Origin of the sequence: Neobacillus thermocopriae, assembly GCF_010975035.1 — a bacterium.
GTDB lineage: Bacteria > Bacillota > Bacilli > Bacillales > Cytobacillaceae > Neobacillus > Neobacillus thermocopriae.
The window spans coordinates 25167-43220 of the sequence record NZ_JAAIUV010000002.1; the positions used below are offsets into that span (position 1 = coordinate 25167).

25 protein-coding genes are annotated in these 18054 nt (G+C 35.0%); 19 read left to right on the forward strand and 6 right to left on the reverse strand.

Annotation, left to right across the window (positions count from 1 at the left end):
- Positions 1-2 precede the first annotated feature (2 nt).
- The 3 genes from ctaF to G4Z05_RS01500 all read left to right on the forward strand — a co-directional run bounded on the left by ctaF (position 3) and on the right by G4Z05_RS01500 (position 1942).
- A complete protein-coding gene (gene ctaF / locus G4Z05_RS01490) occupies positions 3-338 on the forward strand; it encodes a cytochrome c oxidase subunit IVB (protein WP_163250150.1) in 336 nt (111 codons plus the stop codon).
- Positions 339-482: 144 nt separating this feature from the next.
- Positions 483-1385, forward strand: a complete 903-nt coding sequence (ctaG, locus tag G4Z05_RS01495) for a cytochrome c oxidase assembly factor CtaG (RefSeq protein ID WP_338036734.1) — start codon at positions 483-485, stop codon at positions 1383-1385.
- Between the two features lie 92 nt (positions 1386-1477).
- Positions 1478-1942 carry a DUF420 domain-containing protein gene (locus G4Z05_RS01500; protein WP_163250152.1) on the forward strand — a complete coding sequence of 155 codons (465 nt, stop codon included), beginning with the start codon at positions 1478-1480 and terminating at the stop codon, positions 1940-1942.
- A gap of 109 nt (positions 1943-2051) precedes the next feature.
- On the opposite strand, the gene G4Z05_RS01505 is transcribed toward G4Z05_RS01500, so the two are convergent.
- Complete coding sequence (locus G4Z05_RS01505; RefSeq protein WP_163250153.1) at positions 2052-2414, reverse strand: YugN family protein; 363 nt, start codon at positions 2412-2414, stop codon at positions 2052-2054.
- A 170-nt stretch (positions 2415-2584) separates the two neighbouring features.
- On the opposite strand from G4Z05_RS01505, the gene G4Z05_RS01510 reads away from it, so the two are divergent.
- Together G4Z05_RS01510 and G4Z05_RS01515 are read left to right on the forward strand one after the other, a co-directional pair.
- Complete coding sequence (locus tag G4Z05_RS01510) at positions 2585-3019, forward strand: CBS domain-containing protein (RefSeq protein WP_163250154.1); 435 nt, start codon at positions 2585-2587, stop codon at positions 3017-3019.
- A 298-nt stretch (positions 3020-3317) separates the two neighbouring features.
- Positions 3318-4262: a CAP domain-containing protein gene (locus G4Z05_RS01515; RefSeq protein WP_163250155.1), complete on the forward strand. Its 945-nt coding sequence runs from the start codon at positions 3318-3320 to the stop codon at positions 4260-4262.
- Positions 4263-4303: 41 nt separating this feature from the next.
- On the opposite strand, the gene G4Z05_RS01520 is transcribed toward G4Z05_RS01515, so the two are convergent.
- The gene (locus tag G4Z05_RS01520) at positions 4304-4693 is read right to left on the reverse strand and encodes a hypothetical protein (protein ID WP_163250156.1); all 390 of its coding nucleotides are present in this window, start codon (positions 4691-4693) and stop codon (positions 4304-4306) included.
- A 19-nt stretch (positions 4694-4712) separates the two neighbouring features.
- On the reverse strand, positions 4713-5195 hold the full coding sequence (locus G4Z05_RS01525) for a PaaI family thioesterase (protein WP_163250157.1): 483 nt from the start codon (positions 5193-5195) through the stop codon (positions 4713-4715).
- Positions 5196-5345: 150 nt separating this feature from the next.
- Between G4Z05_RS01525 and G4Z05_RS01530 the strand changes: the two genes are divergently transcribed.
- From G4Z05_RS01530 to coaD, 7 genes are all read left to right on the forward strand, one after another.
- Positions 5346-5750: a YlbD family protein gene (locus G4Z05_RS01530; protein WP_205597394.1), complete on the forward strand. Its 405-nt coding sequence runs from the start codon at positions 5346-5348 to the stop codon at positions 5748-5750.
- 15 nt (positions 5751-5765) lie between these two features.
- Positions 5766-6005, forward strand: a complete 240-nt coding sequence (locus G4Z05_RS01535) for a YlbE-like family protein (RefSeq protein WP_038540794.1) — start codon at positions 5766-5768, stop codon at positions 6003-6005.
- Positions 6006-6098: 93 nt separating this feature from the next.
- Positions 6099-6476: a hypothetical protein gene (locus G4Z05_RS01540; RefSeq protein WP_163250158.1), complete on the forward strand. Its 378-nt coding sequence runs from the start codon at positions 6099-6101 to the stop codon at positions 6474-6476.
- 58 nt (positions 6477-6534) lie between these two features.
- Positions 6535-6966 carry a YlbF/YmcA family competence regulator gene (locus G4Z05_RS01545; protein WP_163250159.1) on the forward strand — a complete coding sequence of 144 codons (432 nt, stop codon included), beginning with the start codon at positions 6535-6537 and terminating at the stop codon, positions 6964-6966.
- Between the two features lie 253 nt (positions 6967-7219).
- Entirely contained in the window at positions 7220-7492 is a 273-nt protein-coding gene (locus tag G4Z05_RS01550) for a YlbG family protein (RefSeq protein WP_163250160.1), read from the forward strand.
- Positions 7493-7848: 356 nt separating this feature from the next.
- Complete coding sequence (rsmD, locus tag G4Z05_RS01555) at positions 7849-8409, forward strand: 16S rRNA (guanine(966)-N(2))-methyltransferase RsmD (RefSeq protein ID WP_163250161.1); 561 nt, start codon at positions 7849-7851, stop codon at positions 8407-8409.
- Between the two features lie 11 nt (positions 8410-8420).
- The gene (gene coaD, locus G4Z05_RS01560) at positions 8421-8909 is read left to right on the forward strand and encodes a pantetheine-phosphate adenylyltransferase (protein ID WP_163250162.1); all 489 of its coding nucleotides are present in this window, start codon (positions 8421-8423) and stop codon (positions 8907-8909) included.
- 18 nt (positions 8910-8927) lie between these two features.
- Here the strand turns inward: coaD and ylbJ are convergent, their stop codons facing one another.
- Positions 8928-10145 (reverse strand): sporulation integral membrane protein YlbJ, encoded by a 1218-nt coding sequence (gene ylbJ / locus G4Z05_RS01565; protein WP_163250163.1) that lies wholly within the window; start codon positions 10143-10145, stop codon positions 8928-8930.
- Positions 10146-10330: 185 nt separating this feature from the next.
- Between ylbJ and G4Z05_RS01570 the strand changes: the two genes are divergently transcribed.
- Entirely contained in the window at positions 10331-11110 is a 780-nt protein-coding gene (locus G4Z05_RS01570) for a patatin-like phospholipase family protein (protein WP_163250164.1), read from the forward strand.
- Positions 11111-11117: 7 nt separating this feature from the next.
- Entirely contained in the window at positions 11118-12140 is a 1023-nt protein-coding gene (locus tag G4Z05_RS01575) for a SepM family pheromone-processing serine protease (RefSeq protein WP_276207618.1), read from the forward strand.
- Positions 12141-12158: 18 nt separating this feature from the next.
- Here G4Z05_RS01575 and G4Z05_RS01580 read toward each other — a convergent pair whose 3' ends face one another.
- Positions 12159-13373, reverse strand: coding sequence for a nucleotidyltransferase (locus G4Z05_RS01580; protein WP_163250165.1), 1215 nt, complete (start codon positions 13371-13373; stop codon positions 12159-12161).
- 225 nt (positions 13374-13598) lie between these two features.
- On the opposite strand from G4Z05_RS01580, the gene G4Z05_RS01585 reads away from it, so the two are divergent.
- The 4 genes from G4Z05_RS01585 to G4Z05_RS01600 all read left to right on the forward strand — a co-directional run bounded on the left by G4Z05_RS01585 (position 13599) and on the right by G4Z05_RS01600 (position 15952).
- Positions 13599-14129, forward strand: a complete 531-nt coding sequence (locus G4Z05_RS01585; RefSeq protein WP_163250166.1) for a YceD family protein — start codon at positions 13599-13601, stop codon at positions 14127-14129.
- 84 nt (positions 14130-14213) lie between these two features.
- Positions 14214-14387 (forward strand): 50S ribosomal protein L32, encoded by a 174-nt coding sequence (gene rpmF / locus G4Z05_RS01590; protein WP_038540824.1) that lies wholly within the window; start codon positions 14214-14216, stop codon positions 14385-14387.
- An 85-nt stretch (positions 14388-14472) separates the two neighbouring features.
- Entirely contained in the window at positions 14473-15252 is a 780-nt protein-coding gene (locus tag G4Z05_RS01595; RefSeq protein WP_327989557.1) for an enoyl-CoA hydratase/isomerase family protein, read from the forward strand.
- A gap of 76 nt (positions 15253-15328) precedes the next feature.
- The gene (locus tag G4Z05_RS01600) at positions 15329-15952 is read left to right on the forward strand and encodes an RsfA family transcriptional regulator (protein ID WP_163250168.1); all 624 of its coding nucleotides are present in this window, start codon (positions 15329-15331) and stop codon (positions 15950-15952) included.
- A gap of 54 nt (positions 15953-16006) precedes the next feature.
- On the opposite strand, the gene G4Z05_RS01605 is transcribed toward G4Z05_RS01600, so the two are convergent.
- On the reverse strand, positions 16007-16474 hold the full coding sequence (locus tag G4Z05_RS01605; RefSeq protein WP_038540834.1) for an N-acetyltransferase: 468 nt from the start codon (positions 16472-16474) through the stop codon (positions 16007-16009).
- Positions 16475-16702: 228 nt separating this feature from the next.
- Between G4Z05_RS01605 and G4Z05_RS01610 the strand changes: the two genes are divergently transcribed.
- Entirely contained in the window at positions 16703-18040 is a 1338-nt protein-coding gene (locus G4Z05_RS01610) for an acetyl-CoA carboxylase biotin carboxylase subunit (protein WP_163250169.1), read from the forward strand.
- Positions 18041-18054 lie beyond the last annotated feature (14 nt).

Sequence of the window (18054 nt, forward strand, 5' to 3'; positions counted from 1 at the left end):
CGATGGCAAATCAACAAATTAATTCAGGTAACCCAAGAGTCGACCTTGAATATCGCCGCAAAAAAAATGCAGAAGAAATGAGATATCAAGTTGTTTCTTTCACTTTAATGATTTTCTTAACTTTGGTTGCATTTGCGGCAGTAGCAATTGAAGGTTTTACTGCATGGTTTACAGTACCTTTTATTATCCTGTTGGCATTTGTTCAAGTTGTGTTTCAGCTTTTCTATTTTATGCATATGAGTCATAAAGGGCATGAAGCGCCATCACTGTTTCTTTTTTCAGGATTGGGCTTTGGTTTAGTAATGGTTTTGGCCTTCATGACAATTGTATGGTGGTAATTTGAAAATCTAAGAAAATCGGCTTATTAGCCGATTTTCTTTTTTAGTGTTGGAAATATTGGTATATATGTTATTTTGCTAATCCAATTAGTAATCGGTATAATATTATTAAAGACATTTTCGATGAAATGGTGGGGAGTTTCAGTGCTTGGAATAGAAATGTTTGGCTTTAAAGCACTATGGAGTCCTTATTTTTTACTCACTCTGACTATAATTACAGTGCTATTCTATCTTTTCACAATTAAATTTAGAAACATATTTTCTGACAGTGAGCCGTTAACAAAAAAACAAGGAATCTTATTTTTTATTTCAATGGTTCTTATATATGTTATTAAAGGATCTCCATTAGATGTAATGGCTCATCTAATGTTTTATGTTCATATGATTCAAATGGCTACTTTAGTGCTGGTTATACCACCTATATTTATCATTAGCGTTCCAGTGTGGGTTTGGAGAAGGTTGTTGTCTATCAACTTAATTAAATATTTATTTACTTTCTTCACGAAACCGCTCATCGCATTAATCGTTTTTAATGGATTATTTTCGTTTTATCATATTCCAATGATATTTGACCTTGTTATGCAAAATATCTGGTTGCATGCGGGATATTCAATTGTACTTTTTATTGTCGCTATATTCATGTGGTGGCCATTAATCAATCAATTACCTGAACATCAGACATTAAATGGACTAAAAAAAGTTGGGTACTTATTCGCAGATGGCATTCTTATTACCCCGGCTTGTGCTTTAATTATTTTTGCAGATACTTCACTTTATGCCACTTATTCCGATCCAGCTGTTTGGGGGAAAGTTATGGCTTTATGTGTGGGTCCTGCAACCTTTAATAATCTAAATTTAAGTGGTCCTGAATTATTTAGTTCAATGTCCTTAGTCCATGATCAACAGTTGGGTGGGGTATTAATGAAAGTAATGCAGGAAATCATATATGGTGTAATCCTTGCCCATGTATTTTTTGAATGGTTTCGTAAAGATCAAGAGGAAACAAATCAGCAGAGTGAGGATTTGAATCCTTCCCTGATTAAATAATCTCCCATTCCTTTGGGAGATTTTTTTATTGAAAATAGAGAGTGGTTTTACTACTATAATTTGTAGAATACATAAAAAGAGAGGACTAATTTATGGCGTCGTTACCGATTTTACCTACGATAAGTACCACTTTTATCGTTTTAAGTGGAATTACCGTGGCAATAGGATGGTGGCAAATTAAACAAAGAAAAATAGAGGCACATAAAAAGTCTATGTTTATTGCTGCAATATTTGCTACAATATTCTTTTTCATTTATGCTTCAAGGACTGTTTTTATAGGAAATACAGCCTTTGGCGGACCAGATGAAATTAAAATTTATTATACTATTTTTCTAATTTTCCATATTTCCTTATCAACCATAGGGGCAATATTGGGTGGTTTGTCTTTATATACTGGTTATAAAGACAAACTTTCAGTTCATAGAAAGCTTGGTCCCATTGCAAGTATTGTTTGGTTTTTTACAGCAATAACAGGAGTAGTAGTTTATCTTTTGCTTTACGTTTTTTACCAGGGCGGAGAAACAACCTCTATGATCAAGGCTATTTTAGGATTTTAAACGAAAAGACGCATGACTATCATGCGTCTTTTTTAGGATACAAAATAAGTTTTTTTCAACATCGAATAATACTTAGCTAATCTGCAACGAGTCTTCCAAAAGCACTCTTTTATTGCTCAGCAAACTTGCTTATTTCGTTTTTAACATCTTCTAGAATTTTTTTACATTGATTTACTAAGGAGTTAGGGAAATTTTCTCCTTCACCATACTCTACTCCATGAGGATAATAATATTTACCTAAAAGCGGAGTCATTAGCTGTATGGTAGCCTTAAATGTATCTACATCTCCTTCAATTGCATACCCTTGGACACGCAGGTAAAATACTCCTTCTCTCATTTCAAATTTTTTGTCGTATGTAACTCGTTCATAGTCCCATTGTCCTGCACGAATTAAACCGTGATTATGCATAACCTCATCTAAACGGTTTAAATCTGCTTTAAATTTTTCAATTCCTGTATTTTCGAATTTCATAATATCCCTCCTAAAAACAGTGACATGCATTCTGTACTTAAGCAAGTTTTCCTCATTTCAATAATAGATGAAATTTTAATAACTTGCAATGAAATCATTGAACGAATAGTTGGCACAGGTAAAGGAGAAACTAGATGACAGTTAATCATTAATCATAAGGAGGCAACATAATGGAGAAAATTCGTGAGATCATGACGAAAGATGTCGAAAGTTGTTCGTTACTTGATAATGTATATGAAGTGGCAGTAAAGATGAAGGAATTAAATGTAGGTGCAATCCCAATAGTTGATCAAGATAGGCTTGTGGGGATGATTACAGATCGTGATATTGTCATAAGATGTATCGCTGAAAAACACCCTGCCTCATCAAAGGTGCAAGACATCATGAGTGATCAACTTATTACTGTATCTCCTGATACTACGACGAGAGAAGCAGCAAAATTAATGGCTAAGCACCAAATTCGCCGACTTCCGGTTGTTGAGAATGGGAAGTTGGTTGGGATTGTTTCATTGGGTGATTTTGCAGTGCGTGAGTTGACAGATGACCAAGCTAAACAAGCTTTATCCCAAATATCTGAACAAACTTATAATGAATTACAGCATTAATAGAAATGTATAGACTAAGGATAAGCATATAAAACAGGTGCATTTGTACCTGTTTTTATATTTTTATTTAATAATTTTACATTTTCAAATATCCATATTACTAAATATGTTACAATTGAATTAAATAACTTCCTCTAACGAAGTAATGGTTTAATTGGATTAGAGAGGGTGAAAGCCTCTGCAAACACTTTTTAGAATATTAATACTTTCCGTAATTATTTTAACGATTGCATTTTATTTAGGTATTAAAGGAGATAAGCAAGATAGGATCTTAATCAAAGAGGATCAAACTTTAAAAATGACGCAAAATGGAGCACAAAATGTCTCACATCAACCAAAAAAAAATACAAAAAGACCAACGGAAGGATTGTCATTTTTTATTGGGAAGAATGTCTCAGAACTAGAAAAAGTGCTTGGTCAGCCACAGCGAATTGACAAAACTTTATATGGGTATCAATGGCATATTTATAATAAAGATTATCAACACTACGTGCAAGTGGGAGTTGAAAATGATCGTGTGGTGACAATATTTGCTTTAGGAGAAAGGTTAAATATTTTCCCATTTAAGATTGGACAACCTATAGAAGAGATTTTTAATAAACATTTTATAGATACAAATATTAGTATTGAAAAGGATGGGAATTCCTATCGATTTGAATTGAATGATACTGATTTAAATCTTCGACCCGTTGTTCAATTAGGTGATATTTATTCTCAACTTTATATAGATAAGTTTACAGGAACTTTATCTAGTGTTCGTTTCATCAATGCGGATACATTAATTAAGCAGCGCCCATATGAGCTAATATATCGTGGGGAGTTAATCGAATCAGAGGTACCTAGTGATGAGGTGTGGAAAGAAATTGAACAGGGGACAGAACAACAAATATCAGAAATTACAAATGTAATCAGACAAAGATTTAAGCTAAAACCATTAATTTGGGATGAAAAGACCGCAGAAGTTGCCTATGGACATAGCAAAGATATGGCTGAAAGCAATGATTTCTCTCACCAGTCGCAAAAATACGGCAGCCTAACAGATCGTTTAAATAATGCTAATATTACCTATAAGAATGCTGGAGAAAATATCGCAGCCAACTATATTGATGCACCTGCAGCCATCGAAGGCTGGCTAAATAGTAAAGAACATCGTGCAGTATTATTAAACAAAGATTTTTCACATATTGGTGTTGGGGTTTATAAGAAGTATTATACACAAAATTTTATTCAGAAAACAGATTAATAGTGGGCAACCAATGGGAACAAAAAGGTGACTATATTAGGTCACCTTTTTGTTGGGTTTAAAAAGGTTTCCTTCTGTTTCATTGTTTCATAGTGGTTAAATATAAATGTACTGCCTTCCCAGCACCCAAATAAGCGTACTTTATTTCCCACAATGTATTGATCCGTTTCCATATCCTTTGTTATGGGTGTTATTTTTTTAGCAGTAATCGTTTTTGATTCTGATTGTACCTTTAAAGTTTGAATAAAGATATATCGGTGGTAGTAAAACCGTTGTTTTTCCTCTATGATATCTTTAATTTCTCCAGTTATTACTGCTTCATGGGGGATATTTTTTAGTGCTAACCATTTCTGGTCATGTTCTTTTATTTCTTTACGAGTTAACCACCAGAAATAAATGCATATAATTGGGATGACAATGGCAGTGACCATCTTTTTAACCCCTTACTGCTTACTTTTTTATAATAAAAAATGTACCAGTTGCATAGGCAATTTTCTTTCCATCACTTCGATAGGCTTCACCTGAAATGACGATAGTTTTCGTACCTTGATGAATAATCTCAGCTTTGCAGCGAAGAAAATCCCCTATCCCGGGAGCAATATAATGAATATTTAATTGATTTGTTACTGCGCCATAATCCTCTGGAAGAATATAATTTGCAAGTGATCCCATAGCAGTATCAAGAACAGTTGCTGTTATTCCACCGTGAACAATATTTAAATTATTATTAATGATAGGGTGAATAGGAACAGTAATTTCACAGGTCTTATCGTCAAATTTCCTATCCATATGTAAAAGTCCACCAATAAAAGCGTCATGATTATTTTCTATCTTGAGTTGAATCCCTTTTAAAAAATGAGCAATGGCATCTAGATCCTTCTCAGAGCCCCTATTTATACATTCTTCTAATAATTGTCTTAATTCCTCTTTCATATAGAAACCTCTTTCATTACTTATTCTTAAGTCATCTTATCATTAAAAGTTTGAATAATAAATATTTTTATGACAATGCAGGCTTTTCACCATTTTATATATTAGTCATATTGTATTAATGGGATGAATTTGGATAGAGGTGAGTAAATCATGAAAAAAAAATTGCACCCATCCGTTCTAGAATTTAAGGAATTTGTAAAAAATAACCCGAAAATTATTCAAGAGGTTAGAAAAGGAAAGGCAACTTGGCAAGAGTTATATGAGGATTGGTATTTATTAGGGGAAGATGATAAGCGTTGGGAAATGATTGGTGCTAATGACGAGGGAGAGTCAAAAGAGAATACCGATTCTAAAGGGGATTTCGTGTCTAATATTTTAGGCTTAATAAAAAAAATGGATCCTAATCAGCTTCAATATCATCTAAATAATGTGAGTCAGGCGCTTGAAGCTGTTCAAGGACTAATCTCTCAATTTCAGGCAGGGAATTCACCGCAAGGGAGTCAAGTAAAGCAGCAACAAGGACCTAAAAATCCATTTACTTTTAGACAAGACTAATGAGGTGAAGTAACCATGAGAAGAGAAGTAATGGAGTATTTAGAGAGCCGAAAGGATTTGAAACAATTTATTCGACAACAGCCTCAATGGTATCGCAAATTGTCTCGAAATCCATATGATTTGCAGGCACTTGAGGTAGCATCATTACATTATTATAAAAAAACAATACCCGATCAAGTAGAAAAGTTTTCGCAAGGGGTACAAATGGCAACAATGATGTATTCCATGTTTCAAGCAATGAAAAATCAAAATTAAGTAGAGGCCGAATAATTAAGATACGGCCTTTTTGTTATTAAATAAAATATGATATGGAGGTGAACAATAAAACTTAAAGAAGGAGTGACAACGATGATGAAGCGAATCCCAATTTTGATTGTACTTATTAATCTTTTAGTAATGACTTGTGCTATTGATGTAACTAATGCAGAAGAAAAGAAAAATGAATTCCCATCCCTATTTGTACACCATGAAACTAGAGGAAGTACAATATTAGTTGAATGTTTGGTAACAGGAATTACTTTTCGTGAATCAGGCCCTTCTAAGAAAAATCATGGAAAAATAATTGTCTGGGTAGACGGATTAAAAAAGTTCGAAGCTACAAAGGCAGCATTTATGATTAAAGGACTATCTCCAGGTGGACATAAAATAAAATTAGAAGTCGTTGATTTACATAATGTTCCATATGGGTTAACAAAAGAATTCTTGGTAAATATCCCAAGCAAATAGGAATTTTTCGCTTTTACTCACATATCATGTTAAAATGTTTTTGGAGGTGAGCAAATAAATGCTTGCTACAACAGAAAGAGTAGAACTATTAGACTTTGCCGAAGAATTGGCAAAAATGGTGTTGGAATCAGATATCGCTGAACAATATAGAAATTGTTTATATAAAATGCAAAATAACAAAGAGACTCAGAAAAAAATACAACGATTTGTCAGCATGAAAGAGCGGTACGAGGAAGTACAGAGGTTTGGTAAATACCATCCTGATTATTTTAAGGTCATGAAACAAATCCGAGAATATAAACGTGAGATGGACATGGATCCACATGTGGCAGAGTTTAAATTGGCTGAAAATGACCTCCAAAGTCTTTTGGATGAGATTAGTCTGTTGATTGGCGGAGCAGTATCTAAGCATATAAAAGTACCAACAGGCAACCCATTCTTTGATAACGGTCATGGCTGTGGTGCAGGCGGTAGCTGCGGCTGTGGATAAAAAACAGCTCTCATGCTGTTTTTTTCTTACATATATATTTTTGATGAGTAGATTAGCTTGCTGGAATACTCCATTGTTTGAAGATTTACAGGGGAAGAACTCTAGATGGTTTATGTTATGTGGAATCCCCTAGGTTGTCAGAGAATATAAATTATCTTGGCATAAATAAAGTGGCAAGTTAAGAAATCATATTGAAAAAGATTCATTTTATATGCTAGACTTAATAAAAATGTTGGAAGGGTAAAAGGGGAAAATGTTTGTTCAAAGACAAGGATTGGTTGTTTGGCTATATTCTTTAAAACAAGCTAAAATGTTAAGACGATTTGGTAATGTTCATTATATATCGAAGAAACTAAAATATGTTGTTTTATACTGTAATCAAGATGAAGTAGAAGAGATTATGGAGAAGCTTAAAACATTCTCTTTTGTAAAACAGGTCGAGCCATCTTATAAACCATTTTTAAAATTGGAATATGAGTCAACTCCGGATAAAGCGAAAGAATATGATTATAAATTAGGTATTTAAAAGTGAGGCAAATAGCCCTCACTTTTTTTGAGACGAAAAAAAACCCTGCAGAAACCTGCAGGGTCCTTCTAATTCCTTAAAAGGATAGAAGGCAAAGGGAGAGGAGAAACCGGAGGAAGAACTTATGGGGAAACGTAAGTCTTCTCCGCGGTTGGCAACAACATCCTCGAATTGATGTTGTTATCTTCAGTATTTCCACTCCCCAAAACCTTATACCTGTTTTATAAAAATTCCTATCTCATATTTCAAATTCGGATAATTTCGAAAATGAGATTAGGGATTTGTCTATAATTTGTAGTTTATGTTAGGATGTATTAAGACAGTCGATTTCTGTAAAAAAATGTGGTGATTAGTTCATGCGAGTAGTTTCAGGGTCTTGTAAAGGGCGATCTTTAAAAGCAGTACCTGGTAATACAACCAGACCTACAACTGATAAAGTGAAAGAAGCTATCTTTAATATAATAGGGCCATATTTTGATGGTGGAATTGGTTTAGATCTCTTTGCTGGCAGTGGAGGACTTGGTATTGAGTCGCTTAGCAGAGGAGTAGATAAAGTAATCTTTATTGACCGAGATCCCAAGGCCGTGCAAATCATTCATCAGAATATTAAAGCATGTAATTTTGCAGAAAAAACAGAGGTCTATCGAAATGATGCCGAAAGGGCCATAAAAGCACTATCAAAAAGAAACATTCGCTTTGATTATGTTTTTTTGGACCCTCCCTACAAAAAACAACAACTTGTTAATTTAATGGAAAAATTGGATATGAATAATTTAGTGAAAGATTGCGGTATTATTGTTTGTGAGCATAGCTTTGAAGTCGAACTACCACAAACAGTTGGGCGATTTATTCAAAAGAAACATGAAAAATACGGAATTATCGCAGTAACAATTTATGAAAGTGGAATGGAGAGTTAGGAGGAGCCAACTTGTCAAGAATAGCCGTTTGTCCGGGAAGCTTTGACCCGATTACATATGGTCATTTAGATATCATTCGGCGAGGAGCCAAAATATTCGATAAGGTTTATGTTGTAGTCTTAAATAATTCATCAAAAAGTCCGCTGTTTACAGTGGATGAACGGATAAAATTAATTCAAGAAGTGACAATGGACATACCAAACGTTCAGGTAGATCAGTTTTCAGGTCTGCTTGTTGACTATGCAAAGAGTGTAAATGCTAATGTCATTTTAAGAGGACTTCGGGCAGTTTCTGATTTTGAATATGAAATGCAGATTACTTCCATGAACCGTGTACTAAATGAAAATATAGAAACATTTTTTATGATGACAAATAACCAATATTCCTTTTTGAGCTCTAGTATCGTTAAAGAAGCAGCCAAATATCATGCGAAAATCTCAGAGCTCGTTCCTCCAGAGGTGGAAAAAGTATTGCAGAAGAAATTTTCTAGTAATGAATAAAGAGCTAAGCATTCATGCTTAGCTCTTTTTATCACTTATCAAACGGAAAAATAATACCAATACATACAATAAAAGTGAAAAGATGGTAATAATTGGTCCGATTTCAATCATTTGATGATAAAAATCCTTTGCCCATATTCCGTCTCCAAATACTGGAATTGAATTGGAGGGTACTTCCTTTTGACTGAGGCGAACATAAATTGGATTCCATAAAACAAAGGTGAAAATGCTGGCAAAAAAACCTTGCAAAATTCGCCCAATAAAAAATGGTTGAAAACGAATATCGGTTTGTGCAAGGATACTCGCTACTTGGGCTTGTACGCTGAAACCGCTAAACCCTAAAATAAAACTAGTGATGGCTGCTTGATGAAGAAGGGAAGCATCTTCCACCCGGCTTGTTAATTCACTGCCTAAAGTAATCTCAAATAACCCCGAAATAAAGGGAATGCTTAACATTTCAGGAAAGCTGAGTGAGGAAAGTAAAGTCTCTATTAACTTCGCCAATGTCTCGGTAATATGTAAGTGAAACAGCAATTTGTTCACTACGGAAAAAAGAATGATAAAACCGCCAACCATTAATAATGTTTGAATCGATGAATTTACAGCATCACCAAGAAGCTTACCAATGGGTCTATTATCTTTGATTCTTGTTTGATGTAGTACAGCTAATGCTTCACGTATTTTATGTTTTTTTCGGTATTCTCGCATATCTTCCGGGGACTCTTTGCCATAAAAACGCATAATAATACCTACACAAATATTTCCTAAATAATGAGATGCTGCTAACAATATTCCTAGATGCGTATTATGAAAGAATCCTACGGCAACAGCTCCAAAGATAAATAAGGGATTAGATGAATTAGTGAAGGTAACAAGTCTTTCTGCTTCTATTCGTGTTAAATGTCCTTCCTGGCGCATTCTTGCGGTAAATTTTGCACCTGCTGGAAAGCCGGAGGCCATACCCATCGCCCAAACAAAACCTCCCACTCCGGGAACTTTGAATAATGGTCGCATAAACGGCTCTAACAAAACGCCTATGAACTTCACTACCCCGAAACCTATTAACATTTCAGAAATAATAAAAAAAGGCAAGAGCGACGGAAATACAACCTTCCACCACATATTTAGACCACGGATAGAGGCTTCGAATGACTCCTGTGGATACATGATTAGTGAAATGGCTAAAATGGTGCCTGAAAATGCTAATAGAAGTGTTTTAAGTTTTGAACGAATCAATGAAGGGCCTCCTTCCCGGCATATAATAAATACATCTCATTCATTTCAGTGATATAATAGTTTCATTCCTTCAAAACCTTGTCCTCATATTAATAAAATATACTCATGGAACCATAGTTTAGACCATGAGATTTTATTGAATGTGATTGACTTGAAGAGATATTGAAAATTAGGAGGTAAAGTCTATGAAACGGCCAAGGATAGGCTTGGCACTTGGTTCAGGTGGAGCACGTGGGTTCGCTCATTTAGGTGTTATTAAGGTATTAACTGAAGCAGGGATCCCGATCGATTTAATTGCTGGAAGCAGTATGGGAGCTTTAGTGGCTAGCTTTTATGGAGCAGGCATTGATCTTGATCGTTTGTATAAATTATCAATGGCATTTAAGCGGAAATATTTTTTAGACTTTACTGTACCTAAAATGGGCTTTATAGCTGGAAAGAAGATTAAAGAGTTTATTAGAGTTTTCACCCATGGAAAAAACATAGAGGATCTGTCTATTCCAATTGGAATAGTAGCTACTGATTTATTATCCGGTGAAAAAGTGGTATTTAGAAAAGGACTTGTAGCTGATGCTGTCAGAGCAAGTATTTCAATACCGGGTATTTTTGTTCCTGAAAAGTATGACGGAAGAATGCTTGTAGATGGAGGAGTCGTTGACCGTGTTCCTATTTCAGTAGTCAAAGAAATGGGGGCAGATATAGTCATTGCTGTCGATGTCTCCATGGTTAAGCGTAATGCCGAAATTTCCTCTATTTATGATGTCATCATGCAAAGCCTAGACATCATGCAAACCGAGATAAAAAATTATCGGGAAATGGCGGCTAATATAATGATTCGCCCTCCAGTCGAGAAATATAGTTCCAAAGCATTTACCAATATTGAAGAAATCATTAAACTTGGTGAGGAGGAAGCAAGGAAAAATCTCGACAAAATTAAACAGGAAATAGAGCATTGGAAAGAGTGATGTGAATTTGCGGAAAAAGTTCTCAATTGGTTCCTTAATATTCCTTGTCGTATTATTTATTGGAGGCATGTATTATTCCTTACCATATTATGTTTCAAAGCCGGGGATGGCTAAGGAACTGGCTCCCATCATCGAGGTAGAAAATGGCCATGGGGAAAAAGGGAGTTTTATGCTTACAACCGTAAGAATGGGAAGGGCTAATATTTATTCCTATTTAGAAGCCAAGTTTAGAAAATATGAAGAAATCTACCCAATTGAAATGATTTTAAGTGAAGACGAATCAGAAGAGGAATATCAAGTAAGACAGCTTCAATTAATGGCTTCATCTAAACTGAATGCCATTGAAGTAGCATATAGAAAAGCAGGGTTGCCAGTTCATTATGAATATAAAGGGATATATGTTATGCAGGTTATTCCCGGAATGCCTGCTGACGGAAAGCTTAAAGCAGGGGATCGAATTTATCAAATAGATGGACAGGAATTTGTTTCTTCTGAAGAATTTATTAATTATATTAGTCAAAAGGGTCCGGATGAAAAAGTGACTCTAACTTTTAAAAGATCCAATGAAGAAAAAAAGGTTACGCTATCACTTAAGCCTTTTAAAGATGAGCCAAATAAGGTAGGAATTGGTATTACTTTAGTTGATGATAAAGATATTGTCGTTGATCCGAAAGTGAAAGTCGATACGGAGCAGATTGGTGGTCCATCTGCTGGATTAATGTTTGCTTTGGAAATTTATAATCAATTAACGAAAGAAGATTTAACGAAAGGTTATCGCATAGCGGGAACAGGTACAATTGATGTGAAAGGAAAAGTAGGTCCCATTGGAGGAATTGAGCAAAAAATAGTAGCAGCTGACAAGGCTGGAGCTGATATCTTTTTTGCTCCAAATGAAGAAGGCTCAAAAGATTCCAATTATCAGGAGGCCTTAAAAACTGCCCGTGAAATTCAAACAAAAATGAAAATTGTACCAGTTGATACTTTCGAGGAAGCTGTCGCTTATTTGGAAAAACTGGCAGAAAAGAAATAGGTTGGAATTAGTACCATCCTATTTCTTTATGTATATGGGGGGTTCGATGAACTCCTGTTTTAACATTTCTTGCCTTTGTATTCCTCCAAGCCCCATAGCATAAATCCTTGCTGCAGTTATATCAAGCGTAATCTCTTTTTCTTTAAAAGAAGATAATTTTGATACAAGAGGGAGTCTAAAGTGTTTTTTCATTTGATTTAAATAGTCTCTTCCCAAAGTTGTCATCCCTAAGAGCCTTAGATAAGAGGCTTTTTCTGTGAACTTGGTCATCTCTATTTTTTGTGCATTTGTTAATATATGAACACATAATCTTTGTAATCTAGTCCAAGTATACCGCTTCGTTTTTACTTTTTGCATAAACTCTTGAAAGCTAGTAGACTGAATCGCTGCTGCTTTCAATCGATTTTCTAGACCTTCCTCTACCTCATAAATCTCTTGTAATTCTTCATTTGAGGCTTGGATTAGCCGAAATTGTAAATAGTCCCAATAATTTTCCCAGTTATGGTACATACCATAATGATTCATGTATTCATCAAGAAGTTTTTTTGTTGGTTCTGGTACGTATTGGCTTATTTTTATTTTTTTTTCATCTGAGAATATTGCCTTGCGAATGCTTGTAGCACTAGCAATTGTTTCAGAGGTGAAATTTTCATCATGGTAATTTGCATTTTTCCTCGCTACTGTCACTGGCTTAATTGAACTGTTTTGCCCAATTATTGCTTTTATGTAATGAAAACCAAGTATATTGTTTGGTTTGGATAAATCGAGAAAATTTTCAGAGTTAGGTAGTTGTTGATAGGATAAAGCTAATGCTTTTGGATAGCTAACACCTTTGTTCATATATTGCTTTATATTATTTTCATAGTTCTCATGTTCGTCATTGAGATAATGAATCGTACGATAAAAGGAATCAATATCACCGCTTTCACTACCAAAACATAAATAGTCACATCCAACAGCATCCAAAATAGAGACGGCTCCATTTGCAAAAGTTTCCGCTTTTTGGACTGCGAATCCGTAAGGTAGCTCAAATACAAGATCTACTCCATTAAGTAAGGCCATTTTTGTCCGGTACCACTTTGAAACTAAAGCAGGTTCTCCTCTTTGAAGAAAGTTCCCACTCATGACAGCTATTACAATATCTGCATTCGATACTTTGCGGGAAGCTTCCAAATGAAAAGCATGGCCATTATGGAATGGATTATATTCAACAATAATTCCAACTGCTTTCATTCGCTTTCTCCTTGCTACATTATAATTATTACCATTATAGCAAAATTTTAAGGAATTCAATCGTTGGTTATGTTAAGATGTTATGGATGTTTGTAATTGTTAAGATTGGATACACTAGTATGGAAAAATTTTTAATTTTATTCACCATCATAGGTGTAAAGAAAAAATATTGACAAAAATATTATCGAAGGCTATAATTACCTTTGTTGCCTTGGGGTGATTCGCTTGAAATGGACATTATCACAATTACAAAAATATCGAAACAAGGAATTCCTAATTGATGACATTGTACGGTTTGATGAGTTAATGCAGGATGATTCCAACATAAGGGATGTATCTCCTATGCATATCACAGGCCGTGTTGATATCGATCCATCGAAAGTAACTTTTCATCTAAAAATTGATGGGTATCTGATTCTTCCTTGTTCTCGTACATTAGTAGATGTAAAATTTCCGATTAATGTCGAAACAACAGAAACATTCCTGTTGCAAGATACTGTTTACGAAACTGATGAGGAAGCACACCAGGTAAAAGGCGATGTGATTGATTTAAAACCAGTCATTCGCGAAATACTTTTACTTGAAGTACCTATGCAAGTATTTTGTGATGATGATGTTGTATCTGAAGATGCAGCACCTCAATCAGGCAAGGATTGGGAAGTCATTCATGAAGAATCGGAGTCTGGTAAAATTGATCCGAGACTTGCAGGACTTGCTAAGTTTTTTGACAAAAATCATTCTTCTTCCGAATCATAATCGGAAAATAAAAGAAGCCAAAGTGAAGATCCAGCATACCTGGCCTTCATGACTTTATATTACTCTTTAAGGGAGGTGGGAAGAATGGCTGTACCTTTTAGAAGAACTTCTAAAACTGCAAAAAGAAAACGCCGTACTCATTTTAAATTAAACGTACCTGGTATGGTAGAATGCCCTAACTGTGGTGAAATGAAACTAGCTCACCGCGTATGTAAGGCTTGTGGAACATACAAAGGCAAAGATGTAGTAAACAACTAATAATGGCTAAAATAAAGCGCAAGGAGCATAATGCCCTTGTGCTTTTGTCATTTTGTTGGCATTTACTGATTATATAGACGGGTGGGTGAAAGGATTGTCTTTTTCGATCGAAAAACGAGATAAAGGCTATATATTATTTACGATCACAAGAAATGAAAAGCGAAATGCCATTAATTATGAGGTTATGGAAGGGTTATCTGAGGTAATTAAAATGGCAACGGAACCTGGTATAAAAGCCCTTGTTATTACCGGTGAGGGGGAGAAAGCATTTTGTTCGGGTGGTGACCTTTCTGTATTTCATCTTCTCAAAACCCAACAAGATGCTTATACAATGTTATCTAAAATGTCAGAAATACTTTACTCTTTACTCACCTTGCCAATCCCTACTGTTGCACTTATGAATGGGATAGCAGTTGGTGGGGGATGTGAATTAGCTGCTGCATGTGATTTTCGATTAGCCAAAAAAGGAATGAAAGCTGGATTTGTTCAAGGAAATCAGGCAATCACTACTGGATGGGGAGGCGGTTCGATTTTGACAGAAAAGTTGCCTCATTCAGTTGCTATGAAAATGTTAATGGAAGCTGACTTATACCCAGCAGAGTTTTTAAGTAGTGTTGGTTTTATCGATAGGATATATGAAGATGACCATATAACAGAATGTGAAAAGTTTCTAGAACAAATCCTTAATAAGGATGTCAGTGTATTACAATCTTATAAAAAATTATGGATACAAAAATGGAAGGCAAGTGAGCTCCAAAGGAGGATAGAAGAAGAGGTAAGAAATTGCTCCATTCTTTGGAAAAGTGAAGCTCATTTAAACTATGTTAAATCATTTATCAATAAAAAATTGGCTGAAAAACAGTAATCTTGAAAGTTGATTAAGTCTATCTTTTCTAGTAGATGCATATGTTTTATAAAACACTACTAGGAGGGAGATTCCAATGTCACCAACCCGGCAAGATGCATGGACACAAGATGAGGATTTACTGCTTGCAGAAGTGGTGCTAAGACATATTCGAGAGGGTGGAACACAGCTGCAAGCATTCGAGGAAGTGGGAAAACAACTTTCCAGAACACCTGCAGCTTGTGGCTTTAGATGGAACTCTTTTGTCAGGAAACAATATAAATCAGGAATTGAGCTTGCTAAGAAACAAAGAAAGGAATTAAAAAAACAAACTGTTCCACAAAAAGATAGCCAAATGAAAGAAACTCAAAATATTGGTGCCGGATCCTCTTATGAAGCTGAGCAAAGTTCCATTACATTTTCTGCGGTAATTCATTATTTAGAGTATCTCTATAAGAAAGCAAAAGATATTGGAGTACTGGAAGAAGAGAGACAGCGTTTTTCGGAAAAAATAAAAGAATTAGAAAAGGAAACATACTATTTAGCAGCTGAAAATGAAAGACTTACTAAAAGCTTAAAAGCAATAGAAGAGGATTACCGTTCCTTACTGGAAATTATGGAACGAGCTCGAAAGATGGTAGTCTTTCAAGATGAGGATCGACAACAAAAAGTAAAATTCCAAATGGATAAAAACGGAAATTTAGAAAGAGTGGAAAAGTAATAAGTAAAGCGGACATATTTGTCCGCTTAAGTATTTTGATTTTAATCATTGGTATTATTGTGCTTTAACCCCTTCTGGATACCATACAAGCGGGTTTTCCCCTCTATCACGTTCCATATCATAATCTACACTCGTAAAGCCCATTTTTTCCCAAAAATCTCGAGATTGGACTCTAGGATTTGTTTTAATTGGTAAACCAAAACTTTTTGCAAATTCAACTAACATTCTTCCATATCCTCGACCTTGGTAATCAGGAAGTACCTCTAGTTTCCATAATTCTAAATAATTTTGTGGTGGATAAAAATAACGGTCATATTTGGCATCGATTTGATATAAACTCATCCTGGCTACCAGCTTATCCCCGAAATAGATTCCATAAAATGGTGATTCAATATCATTATCTACCATATTTGCCTCGAGATCTTCCAACATAGAAAGTTCTTGAAGTCCGTATTCTTTAAATTTTTTAAATTCTTCTAGTGTTTTAAAGTTTATTTTTAGTTTCTCTACTTTTGTCCCCATAATCTTCCTCCCAAATCAAACAATTGTATATCTTGTTGTACTTCTGAATAAAATGAAATAAATCATTTTTTAAATTTTTCAAATGAATCAATTTAATTATATAACAAAAGTGCAAAAAATTCTTCTATGAAAAAACAGGAAGCGTTTTCATATTTTGCAGGAAATTTAGACATCGATGTAGAAATATCTAAAATGGAGTAAACATTGGGGTATGAAAGGGGAAATTTGGTGCAAAAAATTTTAATTGCTAATCGTGGAGAAATTGCATTAAGGATTATTCGGACCTGCCGGGAAATGGGAATTGAAACAATTGCTGTTTACTCTGAAGCAGATAAAGATATGCCGTATGTCAAGGAAGCGACAAAGGCTGTTTGTATAGGGGAACCACCGGTTAATAAATCTTATTTACAGGCCGAAAAAATTTTAGCCATTGCGAAATCTGAAAAAGTAGATGCGATCCACCCGGGCTATGGTTTCTTATCTGAAAATGCAGCATTTGCCAGACAAACAAAAAATGAAGGAATCCTTTTTATTGGACCCGATCCTAATACCATTGAATTAATGGGAGATAAAATTGCCTCCCGACAAACAATGGAAAAAGCTGGAGTACCGGTAGTGCCAGGAAGTAGTTCAGGAATTAGAACCGTCGAGGAAGCATTAAACTTAGCAGAGAAAATTGGTTACCCCGTTATGCTAAAAGCAAGTGGAGGCGGCGGTGGTATAGGAATGATTCGTTGCGAAAATGAGCAAGCGCTCGTTAAGTCATTTGAATCAACCAAATCTCGGGCAAAGGCATATTTTGGTTCAGATGAGGTTTTTATTGAAAAATATATTGCTGATGCTCGACATATTGAGGTTCAAATATTTGGAGATAGTTATGGAAACATTGTCCATCTATTTGAACGGGACTGTTCCATTCAAAGACGACATCAAAAGGTAATAGAGGAATCTCCTTCACCATTTCTTTCTGCTTCTGTGAGGGAGAAAATGTATAACACCGCAATTAAAGCAGCGAAAGCTGTGAACTATTCCAATGCTGGTACCATTGAATTTATTGTGGATGAAGATGAAAATTTTTATTTCTTGGAAATGAACACTAGACTGCAGGTAGAACATCCTGTTACAGAGATGGTTACTGGTTTGGATTTAGTAAAATGGCAAATTCTTGTTGCCAGAGGAGAATCTCTTCCACTGTTACAGGATGAAATTCAATCAACTGGACATTCAATTGAATTTCGCCTATACGCAGAAGACTCTGTCCGCTTTTTACCGTCACCGGGTAAAATCACAACATTAAATTGGAATCAATTTGATGGGGTTCGAATTGATTCAGGATATGAAGAAGGGGGAACAGTAACTCCTTTTTATGATCCAATGATTGCTAAATGTATTTTTTACGGAAGCACGAGAAAAGATGCCATTCGTTCAGCAGAAATGTTTTTCAAGAATATTCAAATCGAAGGAATTAAAACAAATGCACCTCTTTTCTCAACTATTCTTGAAAATGAAGATTTTAGAAATGGTATATACACAACCAACTTTTTAACGAAACAATTAGTGAAATAAGGAGTGTTACAAAA